Raw genomic sequence first — 26,899 nt, forward strand, 5'->3', positions numbered from 1 at the left:
GGGTCGCAGGCGAACGTGCGCCGTGCGCGCCGGCTACCGCATCACGGTTCCGGCGCTGTCGAGCACGAAGTCGACGCAGAACACGACGAGCCGGCTCTGCGCGCGGATCGCGACGGCGGCCGTATAGCAGTCGCGGCCTTCCGTCAGCGAGAAGTGCGGCCCCATCAGCGCGACGCGCCCGGGGGCGGCGATCGCGCGCTGGAAATACGGGCGTCGCGACCAGTTGCTGTGGGTTTCCGGGAACAGCGGCGCGAGACGCGTCACGCTCGCCTGGCTGTCGTCGGGCGGTGCGCCGATCGACGGCAGGAACTGTTCGCCGGTCTCGTCCGTGACGAACACGCGACGCGCGGCCGGCACCGCGAACACGCGTTGCGCGGCGTCCTGCAGGTTGCCGCTCGCTGAAAACGCGGCCGCGCCGCCGAGCACGAGCCGTTCGATCGCGTCGAAGCCGGGCTGCTCGGGGGCCACCGGCGTGTGCCGGCGGGCGAGGAAGCGCCGCCACGCGGCATCGAGCATCGCGGGTGCCGCGGCGCTCGCGTGCGCGATCGATGCATCGGGCTGGCCGAACTGGAAACCCTGCACGAAATCGATGTCGGCTTCCATCAGCGCCTGCAGCGCGTCGTCGCTTTCGACGCCTTCGGCCAGCACCATCGCGCCGGCCTGGTGCAGCATCGACACGAGGTGATGCATGATGCGGCGATCCTCGGCCGAGCCGGTCGATCGCTCGACGAGCGAACGGTCGAGCTTCACGATGTCGGGCCGTGCCCGCCACACGCGGTCGAAGTTCGAGAAGCCGGTGCCGAAATCGTCGATCGCGATCAGGAAATCGCGATGCTGGATCATGTCGATCGTGCGGGCGAGCGCGGCTTCGTCGCGCGCCGGCTGCTCGATCACCTCCAGCACGATGCGATTCGGCGGCAGTGCGAAATGCCGGCACAGCGCCTCGACGAACTCGCGCTGCACGAGGCCCGTGTCCAGCACGCGCGGCGTCACGTTCAGGAACAGCCAGCCGTCGCCGATCCCCTGCGCGACGAAGTTGGCCGTGTGCAGGCAGCGCGCGAGCCGGTCGAGCAGCAGCGCGTCGGCGTCGCCGCGCGCCTTGTCGAACAGGGCGGTAGGCGACGCCAGCGCGCCGTTGCCGTCGACGACGCGCAGCAGTGCCTCGTAGCCGACGACACGCTTGTGCGTGATCGACAGCACGGGCTGGAACACGCTGCGCAAGGTCGTGGTGCGATAGGTGGCGAGCCAGCCCTGAGGCGTCGGCGTGAGGCGTTCGAGCAGGGCGTCGAGCGACAGGTCGCGGGTGGACTTCATGTCAACGGTGCCCGGCAGCGGGCGGCGGGGCGGCGGCGCATCGCCACGCCGATGCAGCCGCATGCGCAGGCGGACGCAAAAGAACGTGGAGCATCGAGACCGCCTTCTGCGGATGAGTTTTCCGAGTGTAACGGGATTGCCGCGGCGCGCGTATCAGGGTAACTCCAGACGCAAACGGTACACCGCGATTCCAGCCCGTGCCCGGCGGCGCGGCGACGGGCGCCGCGTGCATGCGTACGGTGCATGACCGTCGCGAAACGAAGCGCGCCGCAGCCAGCAGCAGATGACAATCTCGCGACAGAGCCTCGGCATGACCGTGCGTCGCCGCGGCGCAACGCGCAGGCCGATGCGGGAAATCCCGGCGGCCGCCGCCGCCGTCAGACGAATGAGGCGAATGCCCGCGCGTCATGATGCGATCCGCGGCCCGTCGGCAGACCCGCGTCGCGTCGTCACCGGCATTGCCGCGCGACGGGCGACGGGCGACCGGCCGCAGTTCGTGCGCTCCGCGCGCCGATCGTCAAGCCGCCTCGCCGCCGCGCGGTCGGACGCCGGGAATCCGCTTGATCACACCGGTTGCGAGCGCAGTGCCGACGAGCACGATCGCGCAGCCTTCGATCATCACGGCCGACACGTGTTCGCCGAGGAACAGCGCGCCCCACAGCAGCCCGAACACCGGGATCACGAACGTCACGGTAATCGCACGGGCCGGCCCGACATGCGCGATCAGGTAGAAGAAGATGAAATACGCGATGCCCGTGCATGCGACGCCGAGGGCGAGCACCGCGCTCCAGGCGTGCACGCCGACCGGCGCGGGCGGCCAGGTCGCGATCGCGAACGGCAGCAGCAGGAGGGTCGAGCCGATCATGCTGCCGGCTGCGTTGACGAGCGGATCGACGCCGCTGAGCTTGCGTTTCGTATAGTTGGCCGCGATGCCGTACAGCAGCGTCGCGCCGAGCGCGGCCGCCGCGGCGAGCGCGGTCGCGCTGGCGCCCGTGTCGCCGTGCGCGTTCGCGACCTGGTTCCACACGAGCGTGAGCACGCCGGCAAATCCGATGACGAGCCCGAGCGCGCGCGGCAGCGACAGCTTGTCCTTCAGCCACAGGTAAGCGACCAGCGCGCCCCACAGCGGCGTGGTCGCGTTGATCACCGACGTCACGCCGGCCGACAGCGTCAGCTCGGCGAACGCGAACAGGCAGAACGGGATGCCGGAATTCAGCGCGCCGACGACGAACAGCGGCCACGCATGACGGCGCAACCGGGCGCCCAGATCGGCGGGTTTGAAGCGTGTCAGCGCGAAGCCCGCGAGAAACAGCGCGCCGATGCCCACGCGCAGCGCCATCAGCGGCGCGACACCGAAATCGACCACGCCGATCCGGATGAACAGAAAGGAGGCGCCCCACAGGGCGGCGAGTACGGTCAGCAGGAAAGCGTTCTTGGGCGACATCGATCAGGCCGGGGCGGGACGGGATGCGAAGAATCTTACACCGCGTTACCGCACCGTCGTTTCAGGATCGGATGAAACGACAAGAAACGGGAATTCCGCCGCTTGCTGCTCCGGGCGAGTAACCGGCCGCGTGCGGCGCGGCCGATCAGTGATGACGCCAGCCGCCGCGTCCGCCGAAACCGAAATTGAGCGACAACGCCGGGCCCCAGTAACCGCCCCACGCGGGCGCATACGCCGGCGCCGGATAGTAGTAGGTGGGGGCCGGATCGACATACACGGGCGCGGGCTGTACCGGCACCGGCGCCACCGTGTAATAGCCGCCCGGATAGTAGCCGTAGGGGTAGTAGCAGCCGGCAAGCGTCGTGCAGGCAAGCGCCGCGGCGACGAAGGTCCTGTTCATGATGTGTCTCCGGCGGAAGCCGGCCATCGGCAGATGCTTCAAGCTTAGGCCGCGTACCGATGACACGGTATGAAAAACGGTAACCGATCATTTCCGGGCGGCGCGGCCGCGCCTGTTGCGGCACGCATACGAAAACGGCGCTTCCGCACCGCGGAAACGCCGTTGAACCGACCGGCCAGCAACTGGGCGACGCCCAACCGGCCGATGTCGCGCTCGTTACTTGCCGACCTGGTTACCGATGATGCCGCCGGCCGCCGCGCCGCCCAGCGTCGACAGCGCGTTGCCGCCGATCGCCGCGCCGGCCACGCCGCCGACACCTGCACCGATTGCCGTATCGCGCTGGCGTCGCGACATCGAATCGCAGGCCGACAGGCTGGCCACTGTCGCGACGAGGAGCGCGCATACCCCAAAACGCCGAATCGAATTCATGATCGTTGTCCTTGTGGTAGTGAACGGAAGGCGCACGACCGGCTGGCGGCCGCGCATGACTTCAATCTACGCGCCGTCCCGCGACGCTGCTGTAAGGACTTGTTAAGGCCCGCGCGGTTTCGTAATCAATTGTTTCGCACCGGGTTGGCAGGCACACGGCATGCGCAACAGGCACACGGCACGCGAAAAAAAGCCCGCTCGAAAGCGGGCTTCGTGCATCGCGACGCGAGCCGGTGCGGCTGGCCGCGCGCTTACTGACGGTGGTAGATCTCGGCGCCGGTCTTCACGAACTCGACCGCCTTGACCTCCATCCCTTTCTTCAGCGCTTCGGTTTCCGACACGCCCTGCTGCGCCGCGAACTCGCGCACGTCCTGCGTGATCTTCATCGAGCAGAAGTGCGGGCCGCACATCGAGCAGAAGTGCGCGACCTTGGCGGAATCCTTCGGCAGCGTCTCGTCGTGGAATTCGCGCGCCTTGTCCGGGTCGAGACCGATGTTGAACTGGTCTTCCCAGCGGAACTCGAAGCGCGCCTTCGACAGCGCGTTGTCGCGCACCTGCGCGCCCGGGTGACCCTTGGCCAGGTCGGCGGCGTGCGCGGCGAGCTTGTACGTGATGATGCCTTCCTTCACGTCGTCCTTGTTCGGCAGGCCGAGGTGTTCCTTCGGCGTCACGTAGCACAGCATCGCGGTGCCGAACCAGCCGATCATCGCGGCGCCGATGCCCGACGTGATGTGGTCGTAACCCGGCGCGATGTCGGTGGTGAGCGGCCCGAGCGTGTAGAACGGCGCTTCCTTGCACCAGTCGAGCTGGAGATCCATGTTCTCCTTGATCAGTTGCATCGGCACGTGGCCGGGGCCTTCGATCATCACCTGCACGTCGTGCTTCCACGCGATCTGCGTGAGTTCGCCGAGCGTCTTCAGTTCGCCGAGCTGCGCTTCGTCGTTCGCGTCGTAGATCGAGCCGGGACGCAGGCCGTCGCCGAGCGAGAAGCTCACGTCGTACGCCTTCATGATCTCGCAGATCTCTTCGAAGTGTTCGTACAGGAAGCTTTCCTTGTGATGCGCGAGGCACCACTTCGCCATGATCGAGCCGCCGCGCGACACGATGCCCGTCATCCGGTTCGCGGTGAGCGGCACGTACTGCAGGCGCACGCCCGCGTGGATCGTGAAGTAGTCGACGCCTTGCTCGGCCTGCTCGATCAGCGTGTCGCGGAAGATTTCCCAGGTGAGGTCCTCGGCCTTGCCGTTGACCTTTTCGAGCGCCTGGTAGATCGGCACCGTGCCGATCGGCACCGGGCTGTTGCGGATGATCCACTCGCGCGTTTCATGGATGTGCTTGCCGGTCGACAGATCCATCACCGTGTCGCCGCCCCAGCGGATCGCCCACGTCATCTTGTCGACTTCCTCGCCGATCGACGACGTGACCGCCGAGTTGCCGATGTTCGCGTTGATCTTCACGAGGAAGTTGCGGCCGATGATCATCGGCTCGGATTCCGGGTGGTTGATGTTCGCCGGGATGATCGCGCGGCCGCGCGCGATTTCGTCGCGCACGAATTCCGGCGTGATCTCGGCGAGCGCGTTCGCGCCGAAGGCCGCGGCGCCGAACGCCTGGCCCGGATGCTGGCGGCCCGTCATCGCGGCGAGCTTCGCGCCGTTCGGGCCGCTCGACTTCAGGCTCTCGATGTACTCGGCGCGGCGCTGGTTCTCGCGGATCGCGATGTATTCCATTTCCGGCGTGATGATGCCCTGACGCGCGTAGTGCATCTGCGTGACGTTCTTGCCGGGCTGCGCACGGCGCGGATTGCGGTGCAGGCCTGGAAAGCGAAGTTCGGCCGTGGCCGGATCGGCCGCGCGTTCGAGGCCGTACTGGCTCGACAGGCCGGGGAGCACTTCGGTGTCGCCGCGCGCCTCGATCCAGCGCTGGCGCAGTGCGGGCAGGCCCGCGCGGATGTCGATCTTCGCGTCCGGATCGGTGTAGGGGCCCGACGTGTCGTACACGTAGATCGGCGGATTCTTCTCGCCGCCGAAGCCGGTCGGCGTGTCGGCCTGCGTGATTTCGCGCATCGGCACGCGGATGTCGGGCTGCGAGCCGGTTACATAGACCTTTCGCGAATTGGGCAGCGGCGCGACGGCGGCGGCGTCGACGTGCGCGTCGGCAGACAGAAACTTCGGATTGGCGTTCATGCAATCTCCTGTGCGGGCGCCGGACAGGCGCTGCGGCGCTTGCCCGGAGCCCTTGACGAATGTGGGGCTCGAGCTAAGCAGGAGACGAGGCTTGGTGAGGCGGCGGATTTCGTCAGAAGGATGGCGGCGAAATCCGTACGCTTCCCTGCGCTGGCATTATCCAGATCAGGTTCAAAGGGTATTTCTCACCCGCAATGCCGGTTGTTTGACCGAACGCATTGCAGGACCCCCGCGTTAGCAAGGGCACACGATACACCGGCTTGGCGGTGGTTTCAACCGGGTGCGAAGCCGATGCCGCCGGGCGGCGGCCGGATCGCGGCCGGCGAACCGGGCAGGGTGCACCGCAGCAATCCCGACTGCCGAACGGCGTCCCGGCCGGGCGGGATAGCGCCAGGCGGTGCAGCATTCGCGTCTTCATTTTCGGCGTCTAGAATTTTTTTTGACATCGCTGTCATTTCCGGCGGTGTGCTCCGTCTATTCGGCTCCCAAACCCATGTATCGGAGAGATGTCATGAAAAACGTATTCCTCGCCGCCTGCGTCGCCGCACTTGCCACGATCGCAACGGGCGCCCATGCGCAGAACGACGCCATGTCGAAGGACGGCACGTCGATGTCGAAAGACGCGATGGGCCACGACGCGATGGCCAAGGACGATGCGATGGCCAAGGACGGCGCGATGAAGAAGGACGGCATGAAGAAGCACGCGATGAAGAAGGATGCGATGGGCCACGACGCGATGAAGAAGGGCGATGCGATGAAGAAGGACGCCATGAGCCCGTCGAACTGACGAATGCGGGCGGGGCGCGGCCGGCCGGTTACCGGCACACGTCGCGTCCCGCTGCATCATCCCGGGAGTCTTCATCATGCAAACGGTTCCTGTCACCGATCGCACGAACGTGCCGCCGCCCGCGCCGACGATCCATCCGCGGTGGGTGCGCGCGAGCCACTGGCTCAACGCGCTCGCGGCGATCCTGATGGCGTTGTCAGGCTGGCGTATCTACGATGCGTCGCCGATCTATCCGGCGTTCACGTTCGCGCACGGCATCACGCTCGGCGGCTGGCTCGGCGGCGCGCTGCAATGGCATTTCGCGGCGATGTGGCTGCTGGTCGGCAACGGACTGTTCTATCTCGCGATGTCGATCGCGACGGGGCGCTTCGCGCGCAAGTTGCTGCCCGTGACGCCTGCGTCGGTGTGGCGCGACGTGCGCGCGGCGCTCGGCGGGCGGCTGTCGCACGACGACCTGAGCGTCTACAACGCGGTGCAGCGTGCCGCGTACCTGACCGCGATCGTCGATCTCGTCGTGCTGGTGCTGTCGGGGCTCACGATCTGGAAATCGGTGCAATTTCCGCTGCTGCGCGAGCTGTTCGGCGGTTACGACAACGCGCGCATCGTGCACTTCTGGGCGATGGCGCTGCTGGTCGCATTCGTCGTCGTCCACGTCGCGATGGCGTTGCTGGTGCCGCGCTCGCTGCTCGCGATGCTGCGCGGTCGATGACCCGCTTCGCGGGCGAAGGAACTCATCATGTCGGAATCCGAAAAAAACCGCGACGCGCCGCGCTGGACGCTCGACCGGAAATCGCTCGAGCTCGACGTGCGCCGCGAGCTCGAGATGCCGTCGCGACGGCTCTTCAACCGACGCGTGCTGACGCTCGGCGGCCTCGCGATGCTGAGCGGCTGCACGCTGCAGGACGACGCGTCGGTCAACACGTTCCTTGAGAAAGTGTCGCGCATGAACGATCGCGTGCAGGCGTGGCTGTTCAATCCCGACCGGCTCGCGCCGACCTACACCGAAGCCGATATCACGCGGCCGTTTCCGTTCAACGCGTACTACGGGATCGACGAAGTGCGGCACGTCGACGAGTCGACCTACCGCCTCGTGCTGTCCGGCCGTGTAACGGGCAAGCGCGTGTGGACGCTCGACGAGCTTCGCGCGCTGCCGCACGCGGAACAGATCACGCGGCATATCTGCGTGGAAGGGTGGAGTGCGATCGGCCGCTGGGGCGGCACGCCGTTCGGCGCATTCCTCGCGCGCGCTGGCGCCGACACGCACGCGAAATACGTCGGCTTCAAGTGCGCGGACGACTACTACGAAAGCATCGACATGCCGACCGCGCTGCATCCGCAGACGTTGCTCGCATTCGATTACGACGGCCGCCAGCTGCCGCCGGAATACGGGTTTCCGATGAAGCTGCGGATGCCGACCAAGCTCGGCTACAAGAACCCGAAGCACATCATGGAAATTTTCGTGACGGATACGTTCCCGGGCGGCTACTGGGTCGATCAGGGCTACAACTGGTTCGGCGGCTCGTGAGCTGTGCGCGCGGCGTGCACGGCGTGCGCACGCGTCATACGGATTCGCGCACCTGGAGATCGACGCGCAGGCCGACTGCCGAGGCCATGTTCACGAGCGCGTCGAGCCCGAACAGGTTGATCTTGCCGCGCATCAGGTCGGAGACGCGCGGCTGCGTGACGCCCAGCTGCTTCGCGGCCTCGGCCTGACTCAGTTCGAGCCGCGCGATGCGCTGCTTGAGCGCGATCATCAGTTCGGAGCGCAGCTTCATGTTCGCGGCTTCCGCCGGCTCGCTTTCGATTGCGTCCCAGACGTTCGCGTAGCGTTCATTGGTCATCGTTTCAACTCCATCATCAGCGTCCGATAGCGGCGGGCGGCGAGGTCGATATCGGTCTTGTTCGTGCGCGTCGATTGCTTGCGGAAGCAATGCAGGACGTAGACGGCCTCGGCGAAAGTCGCGACGTAGACGACCCGGAATGCGCCGCTCGCATCGCGCAGGCGAATTTCCCGCACGCCGACGCCGATCGTGCGCATCGGTTTCCAGTCGTCGGGTGCGAGGCCGCGCTGCACCTGGTCGATCTGGTGGCCGGCTTCGCGTCGCGCAGGCAACGGAAAGCCGCGGAGATCGGCCAGCGCGCTGCCGACGAAAACGACGGGCTTCGGCGGAAGAATGTCTGGATTATACAAAATTTTGTATGGGCTGTGCAGGTGGCGGAAAGAAGCTGCGGGCGCCGCCAGGGGCGCGCGCCGTCCGTCACGATAGGCGCGTCACGGCGCACCGATGCACAAACTGGCTGTCAGGCCGATGCTGGATCAAGGGTTGCGAAGGGTGGCGCAGGCGTGTCGCCCACACGCCAGCGATTCCCCCATTGCGTATCCGGCCCCGGATTTCACCGGTCCGTCGCGCGAAAAATGTCGCGCCGAAACATCAGTCGATATCTTTCAGACAGGTCCGACGATGCTTTCGAATCCTTGATGCCATAATGCCGAGCGTGTGCAGCCGACGCGGTTGCGCACGTTTTTTTTGCCCCGTTTTTGTCCCTTTGCCGCCGCTTGCCGGTTCTCTTTCGTCGCCGTTCGCACTGCCATGTCGTTCCGCACGTTCGCTCTGCCTTCCCGGTCCCGCGTGGACCGTTTGCCGGCATCGCCGGCGTCTTTCAGCGGAGCACGCGGCGTGACGTGCGGGCGGGTGGCTCGATGACGCCGCTCGACCGCCTCCTCGATTTCCTCGCCCGCTTTTCGTTCCGGATTCGCCTGCCGCAAAGCCGCGGCGGCCGCGTGGCGCTGGCGCTCGTCTTCATCTATTTCGTCTGGGGTTCGACCTACAGCGGGCTGCATTTCGCGCTGCAGTCGTTCCCGCCGCTGCTGCTGTCGGGGTTGCGCAACCTGCTCGGCGGGATCGGCCTGTTCATCTTCGCGTTGCGGCGCAAGCCCGAATGGCCGACGCTGCTGGAAATCCGCAACTCGGCGATCGTCGGCACGATGCTCGTCGCGCTGTCGTCCGGCACAATCGCGCTCGGCATGCGCACCGTCAGCAGCGGTTCGGCCGCGGTGATGGTGGCCACGGTGCCGCTGTTCGCGACCGTGATCGCGGCGGTGGCCGGGCGGCCGGTGACGAAGGGTGAATGGGCGGCCGTCGCGCTCGGGATGGTCGGCATCGTCGTGCTGAATTCGGGCGGCGCGGCCGCCGCGAACTCGGCGCTCGGCACGATCTGCGTGCTGGCCGGCGCGCTGTTCTGGGCGGGCGGCGCGCATCTCGCGACACGGCTCAAGCTGCCGTCCGACCTGTTCCTGTCGACGTCGCTGCAGATCGGCCTGGGCGGCCTGATGTCGACGATCGTCGCGTGGCTGCTCGGCGAACGCGTCGAACAGCTGGCCGTCGGGTCCGTGTTCGCGTTCGTGTACCTGATGGTGTTCTGCACGATGGCCGCGTACGTCGCGTACGGCTACCTGATCCGCCACACGAGCCCGATCATCGCGAGCAGCTGCATGTACGTGAACCCGATCGTCGCGGTCGCGCTCGGTGCGTTGTTGCTGGGCGAACCGGTGACGATGGCGACCGTGGTCGCGACCGTCGCGATCCTCGGCAGCGTCGGGTTGTCGTTCGTGTTCGATCCGGCGCGCCGGCCCGCGGCGGCTACGGCCACCGCTCCGGCTCAGGCTACCGCTGCCAGTTCGCCGGTCGTGGCGGCCGAGCAGGCGGTGACGGCGGACGCTTCGCCCGTCGTCGAGCAGATCGCGACGCCGGATGCGCCGCCCATCCTCGCGCCTTCCGCCGTCCCGCTCGCGGTGCCGGCGCCTGCGGCCGTGATGGACCCGGCCGCGGTGATCGAGCCCGCCCCGGCGTTCGCGACGCCGCCCGCCGCTACCGAGCCGGCCGTTTCGCGCACCGACGCGTGACGCCGCGCTGGCCGGTCGCGCTCAGCCGCGCCGGCCGCCGCGATGGTGGGACCAGCCGGCGAGTGCGGTAAACAGCAGCCCGGCCGCGCACATGCCGATCCAGCCGAACGCGCGCCATGCGGCGACGCCGGCCGACGAGCCGAGCGCGCCGCCGATGAAATAGCACACCATGTACACCGTGTTCACGCGGCTGCGCGCCTCCGGCTTCAGCGCATAGATGCGCGACTGGTTCGAGATCTGCGCGGCCTGTACGCCCACGTCGAGCACGATCACGCCGATTACGAGCCCGACGAGGCTCGACCCCGACAGCGCGAAGATCACGAACGACAGCGCGAGCAGCACGATCGCGAGCGAGATGACCGCGCGCGGGCCGCGCGTGTCCGCGGAGCGGCCTGCATACGGTGCGGCGAGCGCGCCCGCGGCCCCGACGATTCCGAACAGGCCGGCTGCCTGCGGGCCGAGATGGAACGGCGCGCCGGCGAGCAGCAGCGTGAGCACCGGCCAGAATGCGCTGAACGCCGCGAACAGCGCGGCGCCCGTGAGCGATGCCTCGCGCAGCCCGCGCAGTTCCACGGCCAGATCCCACATCGAGCCGAGCAGCTTGCCGTACGACAGCGTCGACGTCGGCGAGCTGCGCGGCAGCCGCAGCACGATCACGACGGCGAGCGCGACGAGCGCCGCGACCGACGCGGCGAACACCGCGCGCCAGCCGAAATACTCGGCGATGAAGCCGGCGGCGGTGCGCGCGAGCAGGATGCCGAGCAGCAGGCCGCTCATCACGGTGCCGACCGCGTGGCCGCGTTCGGCCGGCGGCGCGATTTCGGCGGCGAACGGCACGGCCTGCTGCGCGATGGTCGCGAGGATGCCGATCGCGAGGCTCGCGAGCGCGAGCACGACGAGCGACGGCGCGGTGGCCGCCACGATCAGCGCGATCGACAGGCCGGCGATCTGCAGCAGGATCAGCCCGCGGCGATCGAAGCGGTCGCCGAGCGGCGCGAGCAGGAACATGCCGGCCGCATAGCCGAGCTGCGTCGCGGTCGGTACCGCGCCGATCCACGAGGCGCCGTCCGGAAAGGACGCGCGGAAGCTGTCGAGCAGCGGCTGGTTGTAGTAGATGTTCGCGACCGATACGCCCGCGATCGTCGCGAGCAGCAACAGCAGGCTGCGCGAGTAGTGGGGCGAGGCGGCGTCGGTCGGACGGTCGGTGGAGGTGGTGGACATGGCGGCGGACACGAAGTTGGGCGGCGCGGCAGACGGCGCACGCGTCGGGTGCGCAGGCAGGCCGGGCGCCGGTCGAGGCTGCCGATCATACCGGAGCGACGTGAATCCTGCCGGCGGCGAGCCGGCATAACCGGCATAACCGGACAACCAGCCGGCCGCCGGTCGTCACGGCACGCGCGCCACATCGTCAGTCGACCAGCTCGCCCGTCGGCTCGTAGAACGGATACGGCCCCGCGCCTTCGTCCACATAGACGTGATGCGACGTCATTCCCGTATCGGGCGCATGGTGATGGACCGCGAACGCCGGCGGTTCGAGCCGGAATGCGGACGGCGCATCGGTCCGCAGGTCGAACGCGACCTGGTGCGCGGGCGACGGCACCGCAGCCGCGAGCGTGCCGCCGAAGCGGGTGAACATCGTGCGGTGCACGTGACCGCACAGCACGCGCTCGACGTTCGGATGGCCGCGCAGCAGCGCATCGAGTTTCGCGGCGGCGGCGGGCGCGAGACGCAGCTTGTCCATGTGGCCAATGCCCGACACGAACGGCGGGTGATGCAGCGCGACGATCACCGGGCGGTCGCGCGCGGCGTCGAGCTGCGCGGCAAGCCACGCGAGCCGGGCGTCGCACAGGTCGCCGTGGCTCGCGCCCGGCACCTGCGAATCGAGCGCGAGTACGCGCACCGCGCCGACGTCGAGCGCGTACTGCACGAATTCGCCGTCCTGCAACTCGGCGCGATCGGCGAACGCGCGGCGCAATCCGGCGCGGTCGTCGTGATTGCCGATCATCAGGTAATACGGAATCTCGAGCGCCGCGAGCAGCCCGCGCAGGTTGCCGTACTCTTCATCGTGGCCGAAGTCGGTCAGGTCGCCGGTGACGAGCACGGCGTCGGGGCGCGGCACGAGTGCGTTCAGCTTCGCGACGCAGCGCGCGAGCGCGGCCGCCGTGTCGACGCGCCGGTACGCGAGCTGGCCCGGCCGCTTGATGTGGAGATCGCTGATTTGAGCAAGCAGCATCGTCGTTCCTCGGAATCTCTGGTTGTTGTCGCGGCGGCGTGCGCCGCCATGGGGGCTGCCTGGATGATGCCCGATCGACGGCTTACGCGCCGAGCGCGATCAGGCCTTCCGGCGCGATCGTGAGGCCGACCGCCGTGCCGCGCGCAAGCGCGATGCGGCCCGGCACGTCGATCACGAGCGCGTCGGGCGCCGCATGCTCGATCGTGAGCCGTGTGCGTTCACCGAGGAACGCACACGCGCCGACCGCGCCGCGCAGCGGCGCAAGCGCGGGATCGGCGAGCTGCGCGTCCTCGGGGCGGAAGAACCATTCGTCGGCCGCGTGCGGCGTGACGATCGCGCCGCCCGTCGTTGCGAGCGCGCCGTCGCGCCATTGGCCCGCCAGCCGGTTCAGCGTGCCGATGAACTGCGCGACCGTGCGGTTCGCAGGGTGGTAGTAGATCTCGCGCGGCGTGCCGATCTGCTCGATGCGGCCCGCGCCCATCACGACGATCCGGTCGCCGAGTTCCATCGCTTCGGCCTGGTCGTGCGTGACGTAGACGGTCGTCACGCCGAGTTCGCGCAGCAGCGTGTTCATGTCGCGGCGCAGCACGTCGCGCAGCTTCGCGTCGAGCGCGGTCAGCGGTTCGTCGAGCAGCAGCACGCGCGGCCGCACCGCGAGCGCGCGTGCCAGCGCGACGCGCTGACGCTGGCCGCCCGACAGTTGATCGACCGGTTTGTCCGCATGCGCGTCGAGCCGCATCATCGCGAGCAGTTCGTCGACGCGTTCGCGCAGCGCACGCGGCTCGGTCTTGCGGATCTTCAGCCCGTAGCCGACGTTGCCGCGCACCGTCAGGTTCGGAAACAGCGCGTAGTTCTGGAACACCATGCCGACTTGCCGGCGTTCGATCGGCAGTGCGGTGACGTCGTCGTCGCCGAATGCGATCGTGCCGCCGGCATCCGGCGTGTCGAGGCCGGCGATCAGGCGCAGCGTGGTCGTCTTGCCGCAGCCGGACGGCCCGAGCAGCACGAGCGTTTCGCCGGCGCCGATCGACAGGTCGAGCGGTTCGAGCACGCGTGTACCGCGGAACGTCTTCGCGCAGCCGGTCAGGGTGATGGGAGTGGAATCGAGTTTCATGTCTGCAGGAAAAGTCAGCGTGGGCGCTTCTTCAGCGCACGCGTACCGGACGGATCGACGCCGAGCCATTGCATCGCGACGAGCAGCGGCAGCGTCATCAGCAGGAACAGGATCGTGTACGCGCTGCCGACTTCGAGGCGCAGCGACGCATACGTGTCGGCAAGCCCGACCGGCAGCGTCTTGGTGTCGGGCGTATGCAGCATCCAGGTGAGGTTGAATTCGCCGATCGACAGCGTGAGCACCGCGAGCGCACCGGCGACGATGCCGGGCCGCAGGTTCGGCAGCACGATCGTGACGAAGCGCGTGACGAACGATGCGCCGAGGCTCGCCGCGCCTTCCTCGAGCGTGCGCAGGTCGGCGCTGGCCGCGACGGCCGCGACCGCGCGCACCATGAATGGCAGCGTGAACACGACGTGGCCGACGACGATGAACCACAGGCTCATCCGGAACGCGGTGAAGCCGCCGTACACGACCAGCAGCGCGAGCGCCGAAGCCAGCCCCGGCAGCGCGACCGGCAGCACGAGCGCTTCCTCGATCGCACGCGCGATGCGGCTCTTGCTGCGCGCGAGCGCATAGCCGGCCGGCACGCCGACCGCGAGCACGATCGCGAGCGTCGCGAACGCGACGTAGAGCGACAGCGCGACCGAGCCGTGATACTGCTGCCACACCTGCTCGAGCCAGCGCAGCGTGAGGCCGCTCGACAGGCCGCGGAAATAGTTGACGGTTAGCCCCGCGAGCACCGACATCACGACGGGCACGATCAGGAACGCGCACAGCAGCAGCGTGACGCCCCATTGCAGCGCGGCGATCGCGCGTGCACCGGCGACCCGCGGCGCGTGCCGGGCGGCAGGTTTCGCTGGCAGGGAAGCCGGCACAGGTGCCGGGGAGGGCGCGGAAGAGCCGGAAAGCGATGTCATGCGGAATTCCTCAGGCCGCGGCGGCGGTGTGACCGGTGAAGCGTCGTGCGAGCGCGAGCACGGCCCAGGTGACGACGCCGAGCACGATCGACAGGCCGGCCGCCGTTGCGATGTTCGCGTTCAGCGTGAACTCGGTGTAGATCGTCATCGGCAATACGTTCAGGTCGGTGGCGAGCGTGAACGCGGTGCCGAACGCACCCATCGCGGTCGCGAAGCAGATCGCGCCGGCCGCGATCAGGCCCGGCGTGAGCGCGGGCAGCACGATGTCGACGAAGATGCGCCACGGCGACGCGCCGAGCGAACGCGCGGCTTCCTCGAGCGACGCGTCGAGCTTCGACGCGGCCGCGATCACGGTGACGATCACGCGCGGAATCGAGAAGTACAGGTAGCCGATGAACAGGCCCGCCACCGAATACGCGAATACGAACTTGTCGCCGGTGAGCTTCGCAGACAGCATGCCGATCAGCCCCTGGCGTCCGGCGAGCATGATCACCATGAAGCCGACCACGACACCCGGGAACGCGAGCGGAAACGTCAGCAGCGCGAGCAGCACGCGCTTGCCGGCGAATTCGCGGCGTGCGAGCAGCAGGCCGGAGATCGTCGACAGCGCGAGCGTCGCGAGCGTGACGCCCGCGGACAGCGCCACCGTCTCGCCGAGGCTCTTCATGTAGCGTGCATTGCCGAGCAGCGCCGCGTAGTGCGAGAAGAAGGCGCCATCGGCGGACACCTGCACGAGCGACGCCATCGGCAGCAGCCAGAACGCGGCGAATACCGCGAGCGCCGGCGCGACGAGCGCGACGCGCCAGCGCAGCGGAAAAGTCAGGTCGAGCATGACGTGGGGCCGGCCGCTTACTGCATCACTTGCAGGTACTGCTGGCCGAACACCTGCTGGCCGGCCGCCATCTTGCCGAAGTCGACCGATTTCGCTCGCGCGTATTCGCTCGCCGGCAGGAACTTCGCGGCGATGTCGGCGCCGAGCGCCTGCGCGCGCACCGGACGCAGGTAGGCGTTGGCCCACAGCTTCTGGCCTTCGTCCGACAGCACGAAATCGAGCACCTTCTTGCCGTTCGCATCGTGCGGCGCGCCCTTCACGAGGCTCATCACGTACGGCACCGCGATCGTGCCTTCCTTCGGGATCACGAATTCGACGTTCGCGTTGTCCTTGTATTTCGCGCGATACGCATCGAAGTCGTAGTCGAGCAGGATCGGAATCTCGCCGGACAGCACGCGCGCATACGCGGTCTGCTTCGGCACGATCGGCGCGTTCGCCTTCAGCTTGCGGAACCAGTCGAGGCCCGGCTTGAAGTTGTCGAGGCTGCCGCCGAGCGCCTGGTTGACGGCGACCGCGCCCGCGTAGCCGACGAATGCGCTCGACGGATCGAGATAGCCGACCATGCCCTTGTATTCGGGCTTCAGCAGATCGGCCCACGAACGCGGCACCGGCTTGCCGTCGAGCGCGTCCTTGTTCACGAAGAAGCCGAGCGTGCCCGAGTGGATCGCGAACCAGTAGCCTTGCGGGTCCTTCAGGTTCGCGGGAATGTCGTTCCAGTGCGCGGGCTTGTACGGCGCGATCACGTCCTTGTCCTTCGCCTGGAACGCCGACGACACGCCGAGGTAGACGACGTCGGCCACCGGGCTCTTCTGCTCGGCGATCAACTGCGCGATCGACTGGCCCGAGTTCTTGTTGTCGAACGGCACGCGGATGCCGGTCTTCTGCTTGATCGCCGCGATCTGCGCGGCCCAGTCGGCCCATTCGGGCGGGCAGTTGTAGCAGATCGCCGTTTCGTCGGCGTGGGCCGCGGGGGCGCCGGCGACGAGCGCGGCGAAGGCGAGCGGCGCGGCAAGCGCGCGCAGCAGCGAGGTCAGGCGAAAGGACACGGCGAATCTCCGGGCGAGTGGGTGTAGCGCTGGGGTGTGGTTATGGGTGTGTGTGGCCGCGCGGCGCATGCGGTCGGCGCTCAGGCCTTGCGCAGTTGCAGGTCGGCGGCGGGCGGTGCAATCGTCGCGCCGTCGCGTACCGCGTGCGGCAGGATCGTCGACGTGCGGTCGATCGCTGCACCGCCGATACATTCGACGAGACGCTGCCACGCGTGGCGGCCGATGTCGCGGTTCGGCGTCGTGACGCTCGCGAGCGGCGGCGCGAGCAGCTCGCCGATCGCGATCCCGTCGAAGCCGAGCACCGACAGGTCGTCGGGAATCGAGAAACCCGCGCGGCGCAGGCCGCGCATCACGACCATCGCGAGCAGGTCGTTGCTGCAGAAGAGGGCCGTCGGCCGCGTGGCGTGCGCGGTGAGATGCGCGAGCACCGCGTCGGGCAGCTCGGGCGCGTTGAAGTCGACTTCGACGGGCGGCAGCGGCGCCACGCCGCTTTCGTCGAGTGCCTGCGCATAACCGAGATGACGCTGGCGCGCGCGATCCGACGCGGCGAGCGAACCGGCCAGCATCAACACGCGACGGTGACCGCGCGCGGTCAGCAACCGCACGCCGTCATAGGCGGCGCGGCGGTTGTCGACCGACACCGACGGGCGGCGCTGCGTGTCGTTGTGCATCAGCACGTAATGCGGGCCGTCGCGATCGAGCATGTCGAGCAGCGGGTGCGTATCCGCATCGGCGACGGTGAGGATCAGCCCTTCGACGCGCTGTTCGCGCAGCGTCTCGATCGCATGACGTTCGCGCGCCGCATCGTATTCGGTCGTCATCAGTATGAGCTTGAACCCGGCCGCGGTCGCGAGCGCGTCGATGCCTTGCAGGCAGTCGGCGAACACCGGGTTCGACAGCGTCGGCACGACGACGCCGACGAGCCGCGTGCGCTCGCCGCGCAGTTGCCGGCCGAGCGGGCTCGGGCGGAACTGCAGCGTGTCGATGGCGGTGCGGATCGTCTGCAGCGTGGCGGGGCTGACGGTATGCGGCGCGTTGATCGCACGCGAAACGGTGGCGATCGAGAAGCCCGCGAGGGCGGCGACGTCCTTGATGGTCGAGGTCATGAAGTCATGCGATGTAAACGTTTTCGGCCGGGGAATTATCGAAAACGTTTGTGACTTCGCGATGACGCGCGCGACGCTTGTTTCGCGAAAAGCACGACACAAACGTCAGACGGTTGAGGTGGTCAGACGACGCGCGGTCGATTGTATCGGCGGAGGTGGCGGCGTGGGACGAAATCGTCGGCCGTGTGGCATCGGTGTCGTATCGGCGTTGAATGCGAGGGAGGAGGCGATGCTGCGATGGCCGGTGTCGCGATGCGGTGCGGGGAATAAGGGGAACGCATGCGCAAGCAATGGTAGAATCGCGTCCGCCCTCTTGCCGGGGTGATGAAATTGGTAAACATAGCGGACTTAAACGATTGAGTGCCCGGCCGGAAACGGTCGGTGCAGAACCCTTCAAATTCGGCGAAACCCCTGATGCGCGCATCGAGGCAACGCCGAGCCAAGCCTCGCGGCATCCGCGAGGAAGGTGTAGAGACTAGACGGGGGGCGCCTAAGGTGCACGGGCAGCGGTCACGCCCGCGCGCGACGGTGAAGGCATAGTCCAGCGCACGAACGGTTCGCGCACGCGACGCCGGCTTTGAAAGAAGCAGTGTGACGAAAATCCGCCGCCTTAACTGGCTTGCCGGTTCGAGTCCGGTCCCCGGCACCATCGATTGCGTTGATGCGATTCGATTCGATGAAGGTGTGAAAAACCCGCGAGAAATGCAGCGCTCGCGGGTTTTTTGTTTGTGCGGCGTCGCCATCGAGGCGAGGCTGCGACGCCGGCCGGGACATGAAAAATATCGCGGCTTGTCGCGTGTCAGAAAATTCCCAGCCCGCCGTCCGCGCCCCAGACCTGCCCGTTCGCATAGCTCGTTTCCGACGAGGCGAGCGCGACATACAGCGGGGCGATTTCGGCCGGTTGTCCCGGCCTGCCGTACGGCGAGCCCGCCGCATAGTTGACGACCGTCTCCGGTGGCTGGCCGCCGCTCGATTGCAGCGGGGTCCAGTAGGGGCCGGGAGCGACTGCATTGACGCGAATGCCATGCGGCCCGAGCTGCTTCGCGAGCGATCGGGTGAACGCGATGATGCCGGCTTTCGTCGTCGCATAGTCGAGCAGGTTGGCGCTCGCCCTGACTGCCTGGACCGACGTGGTGTTGATGATCGACGCGCCGGGCGGAAGATGCGGGATGGCCGCCTTCGTGATCCAGAACATCCCGTAAAGATTGGTCTTGATCGTTGCATCGAAATGCTCGGTCGTCATCTCGTCGATCGAATCGAGCGCCTGTTGTCGGGCGGCGTTGTTGACGAGAATGTCGATCCCGCCGAGTTCCGCCGCCGCGCGTGCGACCAGCCGCTGGCAGAACGCTTCGTCGCGGATGTCGCCGGGCAGCGCGACGGCTTTGCGTCCTGCTGCCCGGATCAACGCCACGACTTCCCGCGCATCGGATTCCTCGACGGGGAGATAGCCGATCGCGACGTCCGCCCCTTCGCGCGCGAACGCAATGGCTGCTGCCCTGCCGATGCCCGAGTCGCCGCCGGTGACGAGGGCCTTGCGGCCGACGAGCCGGCCACGGCCGCGATAGCTTTGCTCGCCGTGGTCGGGGCGCGGCTGCATCCGGCTCGCGAGTCCCGGCGGCGCCTGGACCTGATGCGGGAACGGCGGCTTCGGGTACAAGCCGACCGGATTCGTCAGGCTCTCCGCGGCTGGCGGCGCGTCGACGGCATGCGCGGCGGACGGACCGAGTGCGGACATCGCAGCCAGTGCGCCAAGATTGCCGATGACCTGTCGGCGCGAGACGCGCATGCCTGCTTCGTTATCGTCGTCTTTCAACGGATGCTCCGTGAGCGAAATCGCGCGTCGTGCTCCGGGTCGTCCGCGCGAAAGTGGGTGATCGCCATACGGCAGGCGAGCTCGCTGGCGCGCGACGACGGTGCCGTCACGCGCCGGTATATCACGATCATTCGACGCGCAGGATCAGCTTGCCGGTCGTCTGGCCGGTTTCGAGCGCGTGATGTGCGTCGGCAATCGCATCGAACCCGTAGCTGCCGCCGATCAGCGGCTTCAGCTTGCCGGTCGCGAGCAGTCCGAACAGTTCGCCGAGTGTCCGGCGCACGACGTGCTCGTTGAGGAACGCGTGCAGCGCGAAGCCGGCCACCGATCGGCTGCCGAAGATCAACGCATTCATCAGCGCCTCGTCGATCGTCAGGAGTTGACCGCTCGCGGCGCCGTAGCTGACGAACCGGCCGTATACCGCAAGACCCGACACCAACGTGCGCGCGACCGTCCCGCCGATCGAATCGAATACGACGTCAGGGCCCTCGCGGCCGGTGGCGTCGCTCAATTGATCGGCCCAGTCCGCGTCGCGATAGCTGATGGCCCGATCGGCGCCGAGCGTTCGCACCGCATGCAGTTTGGCCGGCGCGCCTGCGAGGCCCGTGATCGAGCGTGCCCCGTCGAGTCGCGCCAGCTGGATCAGCATCGAGCCGACGCCGCCGGCCGCGGCAGTGATCGCGACCGTGCGTGCGGCCACGGGCGTCTCGCGCAGCAGCACACGGGCCACGAGCCCCTGCAACATCACGGCGACCGCGTCGTCGTCGGAGACTTCGTCGGGAATCGCGGTAATCAGCGCGGCGCCGAGCGTCACGTATTCGGCGTAGCCGCCGGTCGCGCGCATCGCGCCGAACAGCGGCGCCGCGACGCGTGCGCCGACCCGGATGTCCCGCACGTTCGCGCCGACGGCAGCGACGGTGCCGACGACTTCCGAGCCGGGCACTGCGGGCAGTGTCAGCGCCGGGCCCGGATAGGTGCCGGCACGTTGCAGCGTTTCCGCGAAATTCAGTCCGATACGCGTGACCCGTACGAGAACCTCGTCGGCGGCAGGGGTCGGGCGCTCGATCACGACGGGACGAAGGACAGAAGGATCGCCGACCCGCTCGATCTGGATGGCATGCATGCTGGTCATGGAAACATCTCGCTTGGAATGGGGGCGTTCGCCCCCGGGGATGGATGAAGCGCGGACCCGGATCGGCCGCGCAGTTGTGTGTCGCCGAAAGCCGACGGGTCAGTCCGGCTGTGCGCGGTCGAACGCGAGAGGGCCGGCGCCATGCAGGAACAGCGCGAGCAGGCCGCCTGCCATCGACAGGTTCATCATGAAGAACGTCTGCTGGGTCTGGTCGCCGCCGCCGTGGAAGATCACTGCGGCGATGATCGAGAAGATCGCGAGCCCGAGCGCGGCGAGCCGCGTCATGAAGCCGGTGATCAAGGCCAGGCCGCCGGCGATTTCGACGACGATCACGAGCGGAAGCAGCGCGCCCGACACGCCCATGTGTTCCATGTACTGCTGGGTGCCCGCATAGTTGAAGATCTTGCTGATCCCGGCGCCGAGATACACGCCGGCGATGAGGAGTCGCACGAGGACGGACAGCACGAGGTTGACGACGGGCGTTTGAACGGTTGTTTTGTACAGTGCGCGGTTGATCGAATTGATCATATGGAATCCATAATGAATGAGTGGGTGGATCGTCGATCCGATCGAGCGACCGACCTGTTGTCGGGCGATTGATGCTTACGCGTCGAGCGTCGGATAGTCGGTGTAGCCGGCTTCACCGCCGCCGTAAGCGGTGGACATGTCCGCGTGCGCGAGCGGGCGATCGTGTCGAAGACGCGTCACGAAGTCCGGGTTCGCGATGAACGGATAGGCGAACGACACGAGGTCGGCATGGCCGTCGTCGAGTGCCTGTTGCGCACGCGCCTTCGTGTAGCCGCCGTTCGCGATGTAGAGCCCGCCGAAGGCACGACGCAATGCGCGGTAGTCGAACGGCGGTGCCTGATCGGCCGCGACCTGCGGAATGCCTTCGACGACGTGAAGATAGGCGGCGAGCCCGGTCAGCCGGTCGGCGAACCGGTCGAACAGCGCCTGCGGTTGACTGTCGGCGATGCCGCCGAAATGCGGTGTGACCGGCGAAATGCGGACGCCCACGCGCGCGGCACTCACGACACGTCCGACCGCCCGCACGACGTCGAGCGGCAGCCGGATACGGTTGTCGATCGTGCCGCCGTAAGGGTCCGTGCGCCGGTTCGTACCGTCGCGCAGGAACTGATCGAGCAGGTAACCGTTCCCCGCGTGGATTTCGACGCCGTCGAAACCTGCCCGCAACGCGGCCTGCGCCGCATGCGAGTATTGCTCGACGATGCCTGGTATTTCATTCGTCTCGAGCGCGCGCGGTACGGGGTGCGGTTTCGGTCCGGCCGGCGTGAATGCCTGTCCGTCCGGCTGAATGGCCGACGGCGCGACGGGCAGGGCGCCGTCGGGCTGCAGATCGGGATGGCCGATGCGGCCGACGTGCGCGAGCTGGACGAAAATCCGGCCGCCTGCGCGATGCACGGCGTCGGTCACGCGTTGCCAGCCGTCGATTTGCGCATCGCTGTAAATCCCCGGCGTGAACGGATAGCCCTTGCCGAGCGGCGAAATCTGCGTGCCCTCCGTGACGATCAGGCCAGCCGACGCGCGTTGGGCGTAGTAGGTGGCGCTGAGCGCGCCGGGTACATCCCCGGCGCCGGCACGGCTGCGCGTCATCGGTGCCATCACGATGCGGTTGCCGAGCGTGATCCCGCCGAATTCGAGCGGGTCGAACAACGTGGCGCGGGTCGATGCCGCCCGGCCGGAAGGAGAGTTGTCGATCGTCATGATTCCATTTGCCTGTCGTGTTCATGGGGCGTCGACGCGCGATCCGGGATGCCCGGCGCGCACGCGTCGAGCGCTGCTGAACAGGAATTTAGGAGAATGCCGTGATCGAAACAATCGTCTAGAATGGATCATTAAAATCGATTTTCTTGATGGATCATGGAGCGAAGCCCCAATCTGGATCAACTGCGCGCGTTCATCGCGGTGGTCGAAGCCGGTAGCTTTTCCGGCGCGGCGCGGCGGCTCGAGCGCGCGCAATCCGTCGTCAGCTACGCGATCGCCAATCTGGAGTCGTTGCTGGGCGTGCCGCTCTTCGAACGGGGCAAACGGCGACCGACGTTGACGGCGGCCGGTGAAATCGTCCTGGCCGACGCACGGCGGCTCGACATGCTGGCGGGCCAGTTGCTGGCGAAGACCGCCGGCCTGCGCGGCGGGGTGGAAGCCGAGCTGTCGCTGGCGGTGGACGTGATGTTTCCACTGGCCAGGCTCGTCGAGGGGCTGCGCGCGTTCGCCGACGAATTTCCGACGGTCGCGCTCAACCTGACCATCGAAGCGCTCGGCGGCGTGATGAAGCTGGTGGTCGACGGCGGCTGCGCGCTCGGCGTCAGCGGGCCCGTGCAAAACTGGCCGGATGTGATCGACGCGACGTCCATGGGAGCGATCGAACTGGTCACCGTCGCCGCGCCCACGCATCCGCTCGTGCAGCGCCGCGGGCGTGTGCCGCTGTCCGAGGCGCGCGAATATACGCAACTCGTGCTGACGGATCGAAGCAAGCTGACCGAAGGGCAGTCGTTCGGTGTGTATGCGACCCGCACATGGAAGACTGCGGACCTCGGCGCCAAGCATCGGCTGTTGCTCGAAGGGCTCGGCTGGGGTTCGATGCCGATGCATTTGATCGAGGACGACCTGCGGCAAGGCCGACTGGCCGTCGTGCGGTTGTCGGATCGCGATGTGATTCGATACGGTATGTCGTTGATCAGGCGGGCCGATCGTGCGAGCGGGCCCGCGACGCAGTGGCTGATCGACCATCTGACGCGTCCTGGCGAACCGGACGCCTGAAGCGCGACGCCGTCTATCCGCTTCACTGCGCCGAAAACGGCGCCATGTGATACTGCCAGGCACGTCGCACGGGCGCCTGCGTCGCCATCGGCAAACGCGTCCCGCTGACAGCCTTCACATCGTTCGCCTCTCGCAACACCACCCGTCATGACCGACTCGACCCATCACTATTACGAACCGTCGCAAGGCCACGGCCTGCCGCACGACCCGCTGAACGCGATCATCGGCCCGCGCCCGATCGGCTGGATTTCATCCCGCGGCAGCGACGGCACGCTGAACCTCGCGCCGTACAGCTTCTTCAACGCGTTCAACTATCGCCCGCCGATCATCGGTTTTTCGAGCACCGCCGCGAAGGACAGCCTGCGCAACGTGCAGGAAACCGGCGAGTTCGTGTGGAACCTCGCGACGCGCGATCTCGCCGAGCGGATGAACCAGACCTGTGCCGCCGTGCCGTACGACGTGAATGAATTCGAACTCGGTGGCTTGACCGCCGTGCCGTCGCGCCTCGTCGACGTGCCGCGCGTTGCGGAAAGCGGCGTGAACTTCGAATGCAAGGTGACCGACGTGATCCGGCTGCGCGATCATCACGGTGTCGAGACGCCGGCCACGCTGGTGCTGGGCGAGGTCATCGCGGTCCATATCCGCCATGACCTGCTGAAGGACGGCATTTTCGACACGTTCGGCGCGGGCATCATTCTTCGTGCGGGCGGCCCGTCGGCCTACGTGCACGTGACGCCCGACAGCCGCTTCGACATCTTCCGTCCCGACGCGTGATCGATCGCGCGCCGCAGTAAGCCGGCAAGCGGGCGCACGAGCGCCCGCACCCGACGAAAGACCCTGCTGAAATCCAGGATTTCACGGGGTCTTTTGCTTCGTACCCTCACATGATCGGGACGGCGCCGATCCGTCCGTTCCTTGATGCCCGCTCGCTGCCGCCGGCCCAACGACGATGCGCCGCAGCAAACCCGTCCGTCGCTAAAGCCAACCGCCGCACGCACGTGCCGACGACCGCCCCCATGGCAAATCTGCTCATCACGAACGAGCGGCTTGGGCATCGACGCGCACCGCTGCGAGGCATAAATTTCCAAGGTTGACGTGCTTATCCGCGCGTCAGCTCGCGCGCAGGCCGGCAACCGGCCCGCGCGTTCCCAAACAGCGTGAGACACAATCGAGCGTGGAGACGACACGATGAGCCTGTCAGAGCCATTGCGTCTGCATGTGCCGGAGCCCACCGGGCGCCCGGGCTGCAAGACGGACTTTTCCTATCTGCATCTATCGCCGGCCGGCGCCGTGCGCCGCCCACCGATCGACGTTGCCGCGGCGGACACCGCCGATCTCGCCCGCAGCCTCGTGCGCGTGCTCGACGACAACGGCAAGGCCGTCGGCCCGTGGGCCCCCGATCTCGACGATGCGCGGCTGATCGCCGGGCTGCGCGCGATGCTCAAGACCCGCATTTTCGACGCGCGCATGATGATCGCGCAGCGTCAGAAGAAAATCTCCTTCTACATGTTGAGCCTCGGCGAAGAGGCGATCGGCACCGCGCACGCGATGGCGCTGCGCGACGGCGACATGTGCTTTCCGACCTACCGGCAGCAGAGCATCCTGATCGCGCGCGACGTGCCGCTCGAGCGGATGATCTGCCAGCTGATGTCGAACGAAGGCGATCCGCTGAAGGGCCGCCAGCTCCCGGTGATGTACTCGGACCGCGAAGCCGGCTTCTTCTCCATTTCCGGCAACCTCGCGACGCAGTTCATCCAGGCGGTCGGCTGGGCGATGGCGTCGGCGATCAAGGGCGACACGAAGATCGCATCCGCATGGATCGGCGACGGCGCGACGGCCGAAGCCGATTTCCATACCGCGCTCACGTTCGCGCATGTGTACCGCGCGCCGGTCGTGCTGAACGTGGTCAACAACCAGTGGGCGATCTCGACGTTCCAGGCGATCGCGGGCGGCGAGGGCACGACCTTCGCGGGGCGCGGCGTCGGTTGCGGGATCGCGTCGCTGCGCGTCGACGGCAACGACTTCCTCGCGATCTATGCGGCGTCGAGCTGGGCGGCCGAGCGTGCGCGCCGCAATCTCGGCCCGACGCTGATCGAGTGGGTGACCTACCGCGCGGGCGCGCATTCGACGTCGGACGATCCGACCAAGTACCGGCCGAGCGACGACTGGTCCCATTTCCCGCTGGGCGATCCGATCGAGCGCTTCAAGCGCCACCTGATCGTGAAGGGCATCTGGTCGGACAGCGCGCACGACGCGTTGACGGCCGAGCTCGAGGCCGAGGTGATCGCCGCGCAGAAGGAAGCGGAGAAGTACGGGACGCTGGCCGACGACCGGATTCCGTCGCCGGCCTCGATGTTCGACGACGTGTACAAGGAGCTGCCCGCGCACCTGCGCCGTCAGCGCCAGGAACTGGGAGCGTGATCATGGCGCAACACGAGACAGGGACGGCGACGCAGCCGATGACGATGATCCAGGCGCTGCGCTCCGCGATGGACGTGATGCTCGGGCGCGACAGCGACGTGGTCGTGTTCGGGCAGGACGTCGGCTATTTCGGCGGCGTGTTCCGCTGTACCGAAGGACTGCAGAACAAGTACGGCAAGTCGCGCGTGTTCGATGCGCCGATCTCGGAAGGCGGGATCGTCGGCGCGGCGGTCGGGATGGGCGCCTACGGGTTGCGGCCGGTCTGCGAGATCCAGTTCGCCGACTATTTCTATCCGGCATCCGACCAGATCGTGTCGGAAGGCGCGCGGCTGCGCTACCGCTCGGCCGGCCAGTTCACCGCGCCGATGACGATCCGGATGCCGTGTGGCGGCGGCATCTACGGCGGGCAGACGCACAGCCAGAGCCCGGAGGCGATGTTCACGCAGGTGTGCGGGCTGCGCACGGTGATGCCGTCGAATCCGTACGACGCGAAAGGGCTCTTGATCGCGTCGATCGAGAACGACGATCCGGTGATCTTCCTCGAACCGAAACGGCTGTACAACGGGCCGTTCGACGGCCATCACGAACGGCCCGTCACGTCGTGGCTCAAGCATCCGGCGAGCGCGGTGCCGGAAGGCTACTACACGGTGCCGCTCGATACGGCCGCCGTCGTGCGGCCCGGCAACGACGTGACGGTGCTCACATATGGCACGACGGTGCACGTGTCGCTGGCCGCCGCCGAGGAGACGGGCATCGACGCGGAAGTGATCGACCTGCGCACGCTGTGGCCGCTCGATCTCGACACCATCGTCGCGTCGGTGCGCAAGACCGGGCGCTGCGTCGTGGTGCACGAGGCGACGCGCACCTGCGGCTATGGCGCGGAGCTCGTGTCGCTGGTACAGGAACACTGCTTCTACCACCTCGAAGCGCCGGTCGAGCGCACGACGGGCTGGGACACCCCGTATCCGCATGCGCAGGAATGGGCGTACTTTCCGGGGCCGACCCGGGTCGGTGAAGCGTTGCGACGCGTGATGGAGGCGTGA

Annotated in this window: 26 protein-coding genes and 1 riboswitch; of the genes, 8 read left to right on the forward strand and 18 right to left on the reverse strand. The window is 67.5% G+C overall.

Going from position 1 to position 26,899, the window contains the following annotated elements; translation table 11 throughout:
* Window positions 1-33 precede the first annotated feature (33 nt).
* From AP428_RS03360 to thiC, 5 genes are all read right to left on the reverse strand, one after another.
* Entirely contained in the window at window positions 34-1,314 is a 1,281-nt protein-coding gene (locus AP428_RS03360; protein ID WP_011545016.1) for an EAL domain-containing protein, read from the reverse strand.
* A gap of 517 nt (window positions 1,315-1,831) precedes the next feature.
* A complete protein-coding gene (locus tag AP428_RS03365; protein WP_011545018.1) occupies window positions 1,832-2,758 on the reverse strand; it encodes a DMT family transporter in 927 nt (308 codons plus the stop codon).
* Between the two features lie 145 nt (window positions 2,759-2,903).
* Window positions 2,904-3,158, reverse strand: coding sequence for a hypothetical protein (locus tag AP428_RS03370; protein WP_054927626.1), 255 nt, complete (start codon window positions 3,156-3,158; stop codon window positions 2,904-2,906).
* Window positions 3,159-3,374: 216 nt separating this feature from the next.
* Entirely contained in the window at window positions 3,375-3,587 is a 213-nt protein-coding gene (locus tag AP428_RS03375; protein WP_011545020.1) for a glycine zipper 2TM domain-containing protein, read from the reverse strand.
* A 251-nt stretch (window positions 3,588-3,838) separates the two neighbouring features.
* The gene (gene thiC, locus AP428_RS03380; RefSeq protein WP_054927569.1) at window positions 3,839-5,770 is read right to left on the reverse strand and encodes a phosphomethylpyrimidine synthase ThiC; all 1,932 of its coding nucleotides are present in this window, start codon (window positions 5,768-5,770) and stop codon (window positions 3,839-3,841) included.
* Window positions 5,771-5,894: 124 nt separating this feature from the next.
* Window positions 5,895-6,011: riboswitch (TPP riboswitch) on the reverse strand.
* A gap of 270 nt (window positions 6,012-6,281) precedes the next feature.
* On the opposite strand from thiC, the gene AP428_RS03385 reads away from it, so the two are divergent.
* The 3 genes from AP428_RS03385 to AP428_RS03395 all read left to right on the forward strand — a co-directional run bounded on the left by AP428_RS03385 (window position 6,282) and on the right by AP428_RS03395 (window position 8,082).
* Window positions 6,282-6,557: a pentapeptide MXKDX repeat protein gene (locus AP428_RS03385; protein WP_041489178.1), complete on the forward strand. Its 276-nt coding sequence runs from the start codon at window positions 6,282-6,284 to the stop codon at window positions 6,555-6,557.
* 76 nt (window positions 6,558-6,633) lie between these two features.
* Window positions 6,634-7,266: a cytochrome b/b6 domain-containing protein gene (locus AP428_RS03390; RefSeq protein WP_011545022.1), complete on the forward strand. Its 633-nt coding sequence runs from the start codon at window positions 6,634-6,636 to the stop codon at window positions 7,264-7,266.
* Window positions 7,267-7,293: 27 nt separating this feature from the next.
* On the forward strand, window positions 7,294-8,082 hold the full coding sequence (locus tag AP428_RS03395) for a molybdopterin-dependent oxidoreductase (RefSeq protein ID WP_011545023.1): 789 nt from the start codon (window positions 7,294-7,296) through the stop codon (window positions 8,080-8,082).
* A 34-nt stretch (window positions 8,083-8,116) separates the two neighbouring features.
* Here the strand turns inward: AP428_RS03395 and AP428_RS03400 are convergent, their stop codons facing one another.
* Window positions 8,117-8,398 carry a helix-turn-helix domain-containing protein gene (locus tag AP428_RS03400; protein ID WP_011545024.1) on the reverse strand — a complete coding sequence of 94 codons (282 nt, stop codon included), beginning with the start codon at window positions 8,396-8,398 and terminating at the stop codon, window positions 8,117-8,119.
* Entirely contained in the window at window positions 8,395-8,748 is a 354-nt protein-coding gene (locus tag AP428_RS03405; RefSeq protein ID WP_011694241.1) for a type II toxin-antitoxin system RelE/ParE family toxin, read from the reverse strand. The genes AP428_RS03400 and AP428_RS03405 overlap by 4 nt, the downstream gene beginning before the upstream one ends.
* 510 nt (window positions 8,749-9,258) lie before the next feature.
* Here AP428_RS03405 and AP428_RS03410 point away from each other — a divergent pair.
* Window positions 9,259-10,461: an EamA family transporter gene (locus tag AP428_RS03410; protein WP_011545026.1), complete on the forward strand. Its 1,203-nt coding sequence runs from the start codon at window positions 9,259-9,261 to the stop codon at window positions 10,459-10,461.
* A 21-nt stretch (window positions 10,462-10,482) separates the two neighbouring features.
* On the opposite strand, the gene AP428_RS03415 is transcribed toward AP428_RS03410, so the two are convergent.
* The 11 genes from AP428_RS03415 to AP428_RS03465 form a co-directional block, all read right to left on the reverse strand.
* Entirely contained in the window at window positions 10,483-11,682 is a 1,200-nt protein-coding gene (locus tag AP428_RS03415; protein WP_011545027.1) for an MFS transporter, read from the reverse strand.
* Window positions 11,683-11,869: 187 nt separating this feature from the next.
* Window positions 11,870-12,694: a phosphodiesterase gene (locus AP428_RS03420; RefSeq protein ID WP_011545028.1), complete on the reverse strand. Its 825-nt coding sequence runs from the start codon at window positions 12,692-12,694 to the stop codon at window positions 11,870-11,872.
* Between the two features lie 82 nt (window positions 12,695-12,776).
* Window positions 12,777-13,808 carry an ABC transporter ATP-binding protein gene (locus AP428_RS37775; RefSeq protein WP_011545029.1) on the reverse strand — a complete coding sequence of 344 codons (1,032 nt, stop codon included), beginning with the start codon at window positions 13,806-13,808 and terminating at the stop codon, window positions 12,777-12,779.
* 14 nt (window positions 13,809-13,822) lie between these two features.
* Complete coding sequence (locus tag AP428_RS03430) at window positions 13,823-14,725, reverse strand: ABC transporter permease (RefSeq protein ID WP_011545030.1); 903 nt, start codon at window positions 14,723-14,725, stop codon at window positions 13,823-13,825.
* Between the two features lie 10 nt (window positions 14,726-14,735).
* Window positions 14,736-15,557, reverse strand: coding sequence for an ABC transporter permease (locus AP428_RS03435; RefSeq protein ID WP_054927570.1), 822 nt, complete (start codon window positions 15,555-15,557; stop codon window positions 14,736-14,738).
* 17 nt (window positions 15,558-15,574) lie between these two features.
* Window positions 15,575-16,603, reverse strand: coding sequence for an ABC transporter substrate-binding protein (locus AP428_RS03440; protein WP_041489179.1), 1,029 nt, complete (start codon window positions 16,601-16,603; stop codon window positions 15,575-15,577).
* Between the two features lie 80 nt (window positions 16,604-16,683).
* Complete coding sequence (locus AP428_RS03445; protein WP_011545033.1) at window positions 16,684-17,709, reverse strand: substrate-binding domain-containing protein; 1,026 nt, start codon at window positions 17,707-17,709, stop codon at window positions 16,684-16,686.
* A 799-nt stretch (window positions 17,710-18,508) separates the two neighbouring features.
* Complete coding sequence (locus AP428_RS03450) at window positions 18,509-19,495, reverse strand: SDR family oxidoreductase (RefSeq protein ID WP_011545035.1); 987 nt, start codon at window positions 19,493-19,495, stop codon at window positions 18,509-18,511.
* Between the two features lie 154 nt (window positions 19,496-19,649).
* Window positions 19,650-20,654, reverse strand: coding sequence for a zinc-binding dehydrogenase (locus tag AP428_RS03455; RefSeq protein ID WP_054927571.1), 1,005 nt, complete (start codon window positions 20,652-20,654; stop codon window positions 19,650-19,652).
* A gap of 99 nt (window positions 20,655-20,753) precedes the next feature.
* On the reverse strand, window positions 20,754-21,182 hold the full coding sequence (locus AP428_RS03460) for a DoxX family protein (RefSeq protein WP_011545037.1): 429 nt from the start codon (window positions 21,180-21,182) through the stop codon (window positions 20,754-20,756).
* Between the two features lie 75 nt (window positions 21,183-21,257).
* Entirely contained in the window at window positions 21,258-22,379 is a 1,122-nt protein-coding gene (locus AP428_RS03465; protein WP_011545038.1) for an alkene reductase, read from the reverse strand.
* Window positions 22,380-22,535: 156 nt separating this feature from the next.
* Between AP428_RS03465 and AP428_RS03470 the strand changes: the two genes are divergently transcribed.
* The 4 genes from AP428_RS03470 (at window position 22,536) to AP428_RS03485 (ending at window position 26,899) form a co-directional block, all read left to right on the forward strand.
* Window positions 22,536-23,435: a LysR family transcriptional regulator gene (locus tag AP428_RS03470; protein ID WP_006476390.1), complete on the forward strand. Its 900-nt coding sequence runs from the start codon at window positions 22,536-22,538 to the stop codon at window positions 23,433-23,435.
* A gap of 147 nt (window positions 23,436-23,582) precedes the next feature.
* Entirely contained in the window at window positions 23,583-24,209 is a 627-nt protein-coding gene (locus AP428_RS03475) for a flavin reductase family protein (RefSeq protein ID WP_011694242.1), read from the forward strand.
* Window positions 24,210-24,623: 414 nt separating this feature from the next.
* Window positions 24,624-25,856: a 3-methyl-2-oxobutanoate dehydrogenase (2-methylpropanoyl-transferring) subunit alpha gene (locus AP428_RS03480; protein ID WP_006476388.1), complete on the forward strand. Its 1,233-nt coding sequence runs from the start codon at window positions 24,624-24,626 to the stop codon at window positions 25,854-25,856.
* Window positions 25,857-25,858: 2 nt separating this feature from the next.
* The gene (locus AP428_RS03485; RefSeq protein ID WP_011545040.1) at window positions 25,859-26,899 is read left to right on the forward strand and encodes an alpha-ketoacid dehydrogenase subunit beta; all 1,041 of its coding nucleotides are present in this window, start codon (window positions 25,859-25,861) and stop codon (window positions 26,897-26,899) included.

The sequence above is a fragment of the Burkholderia sp. E168m22 genome (genome assembly GCF_001319805.1).
GTDB lineage: Bacteria > Pseudomonadota > Gammaproteobacteria > Burkholderiales > Burkholderiaceae > Burkholderia > Burkholderia orbicola.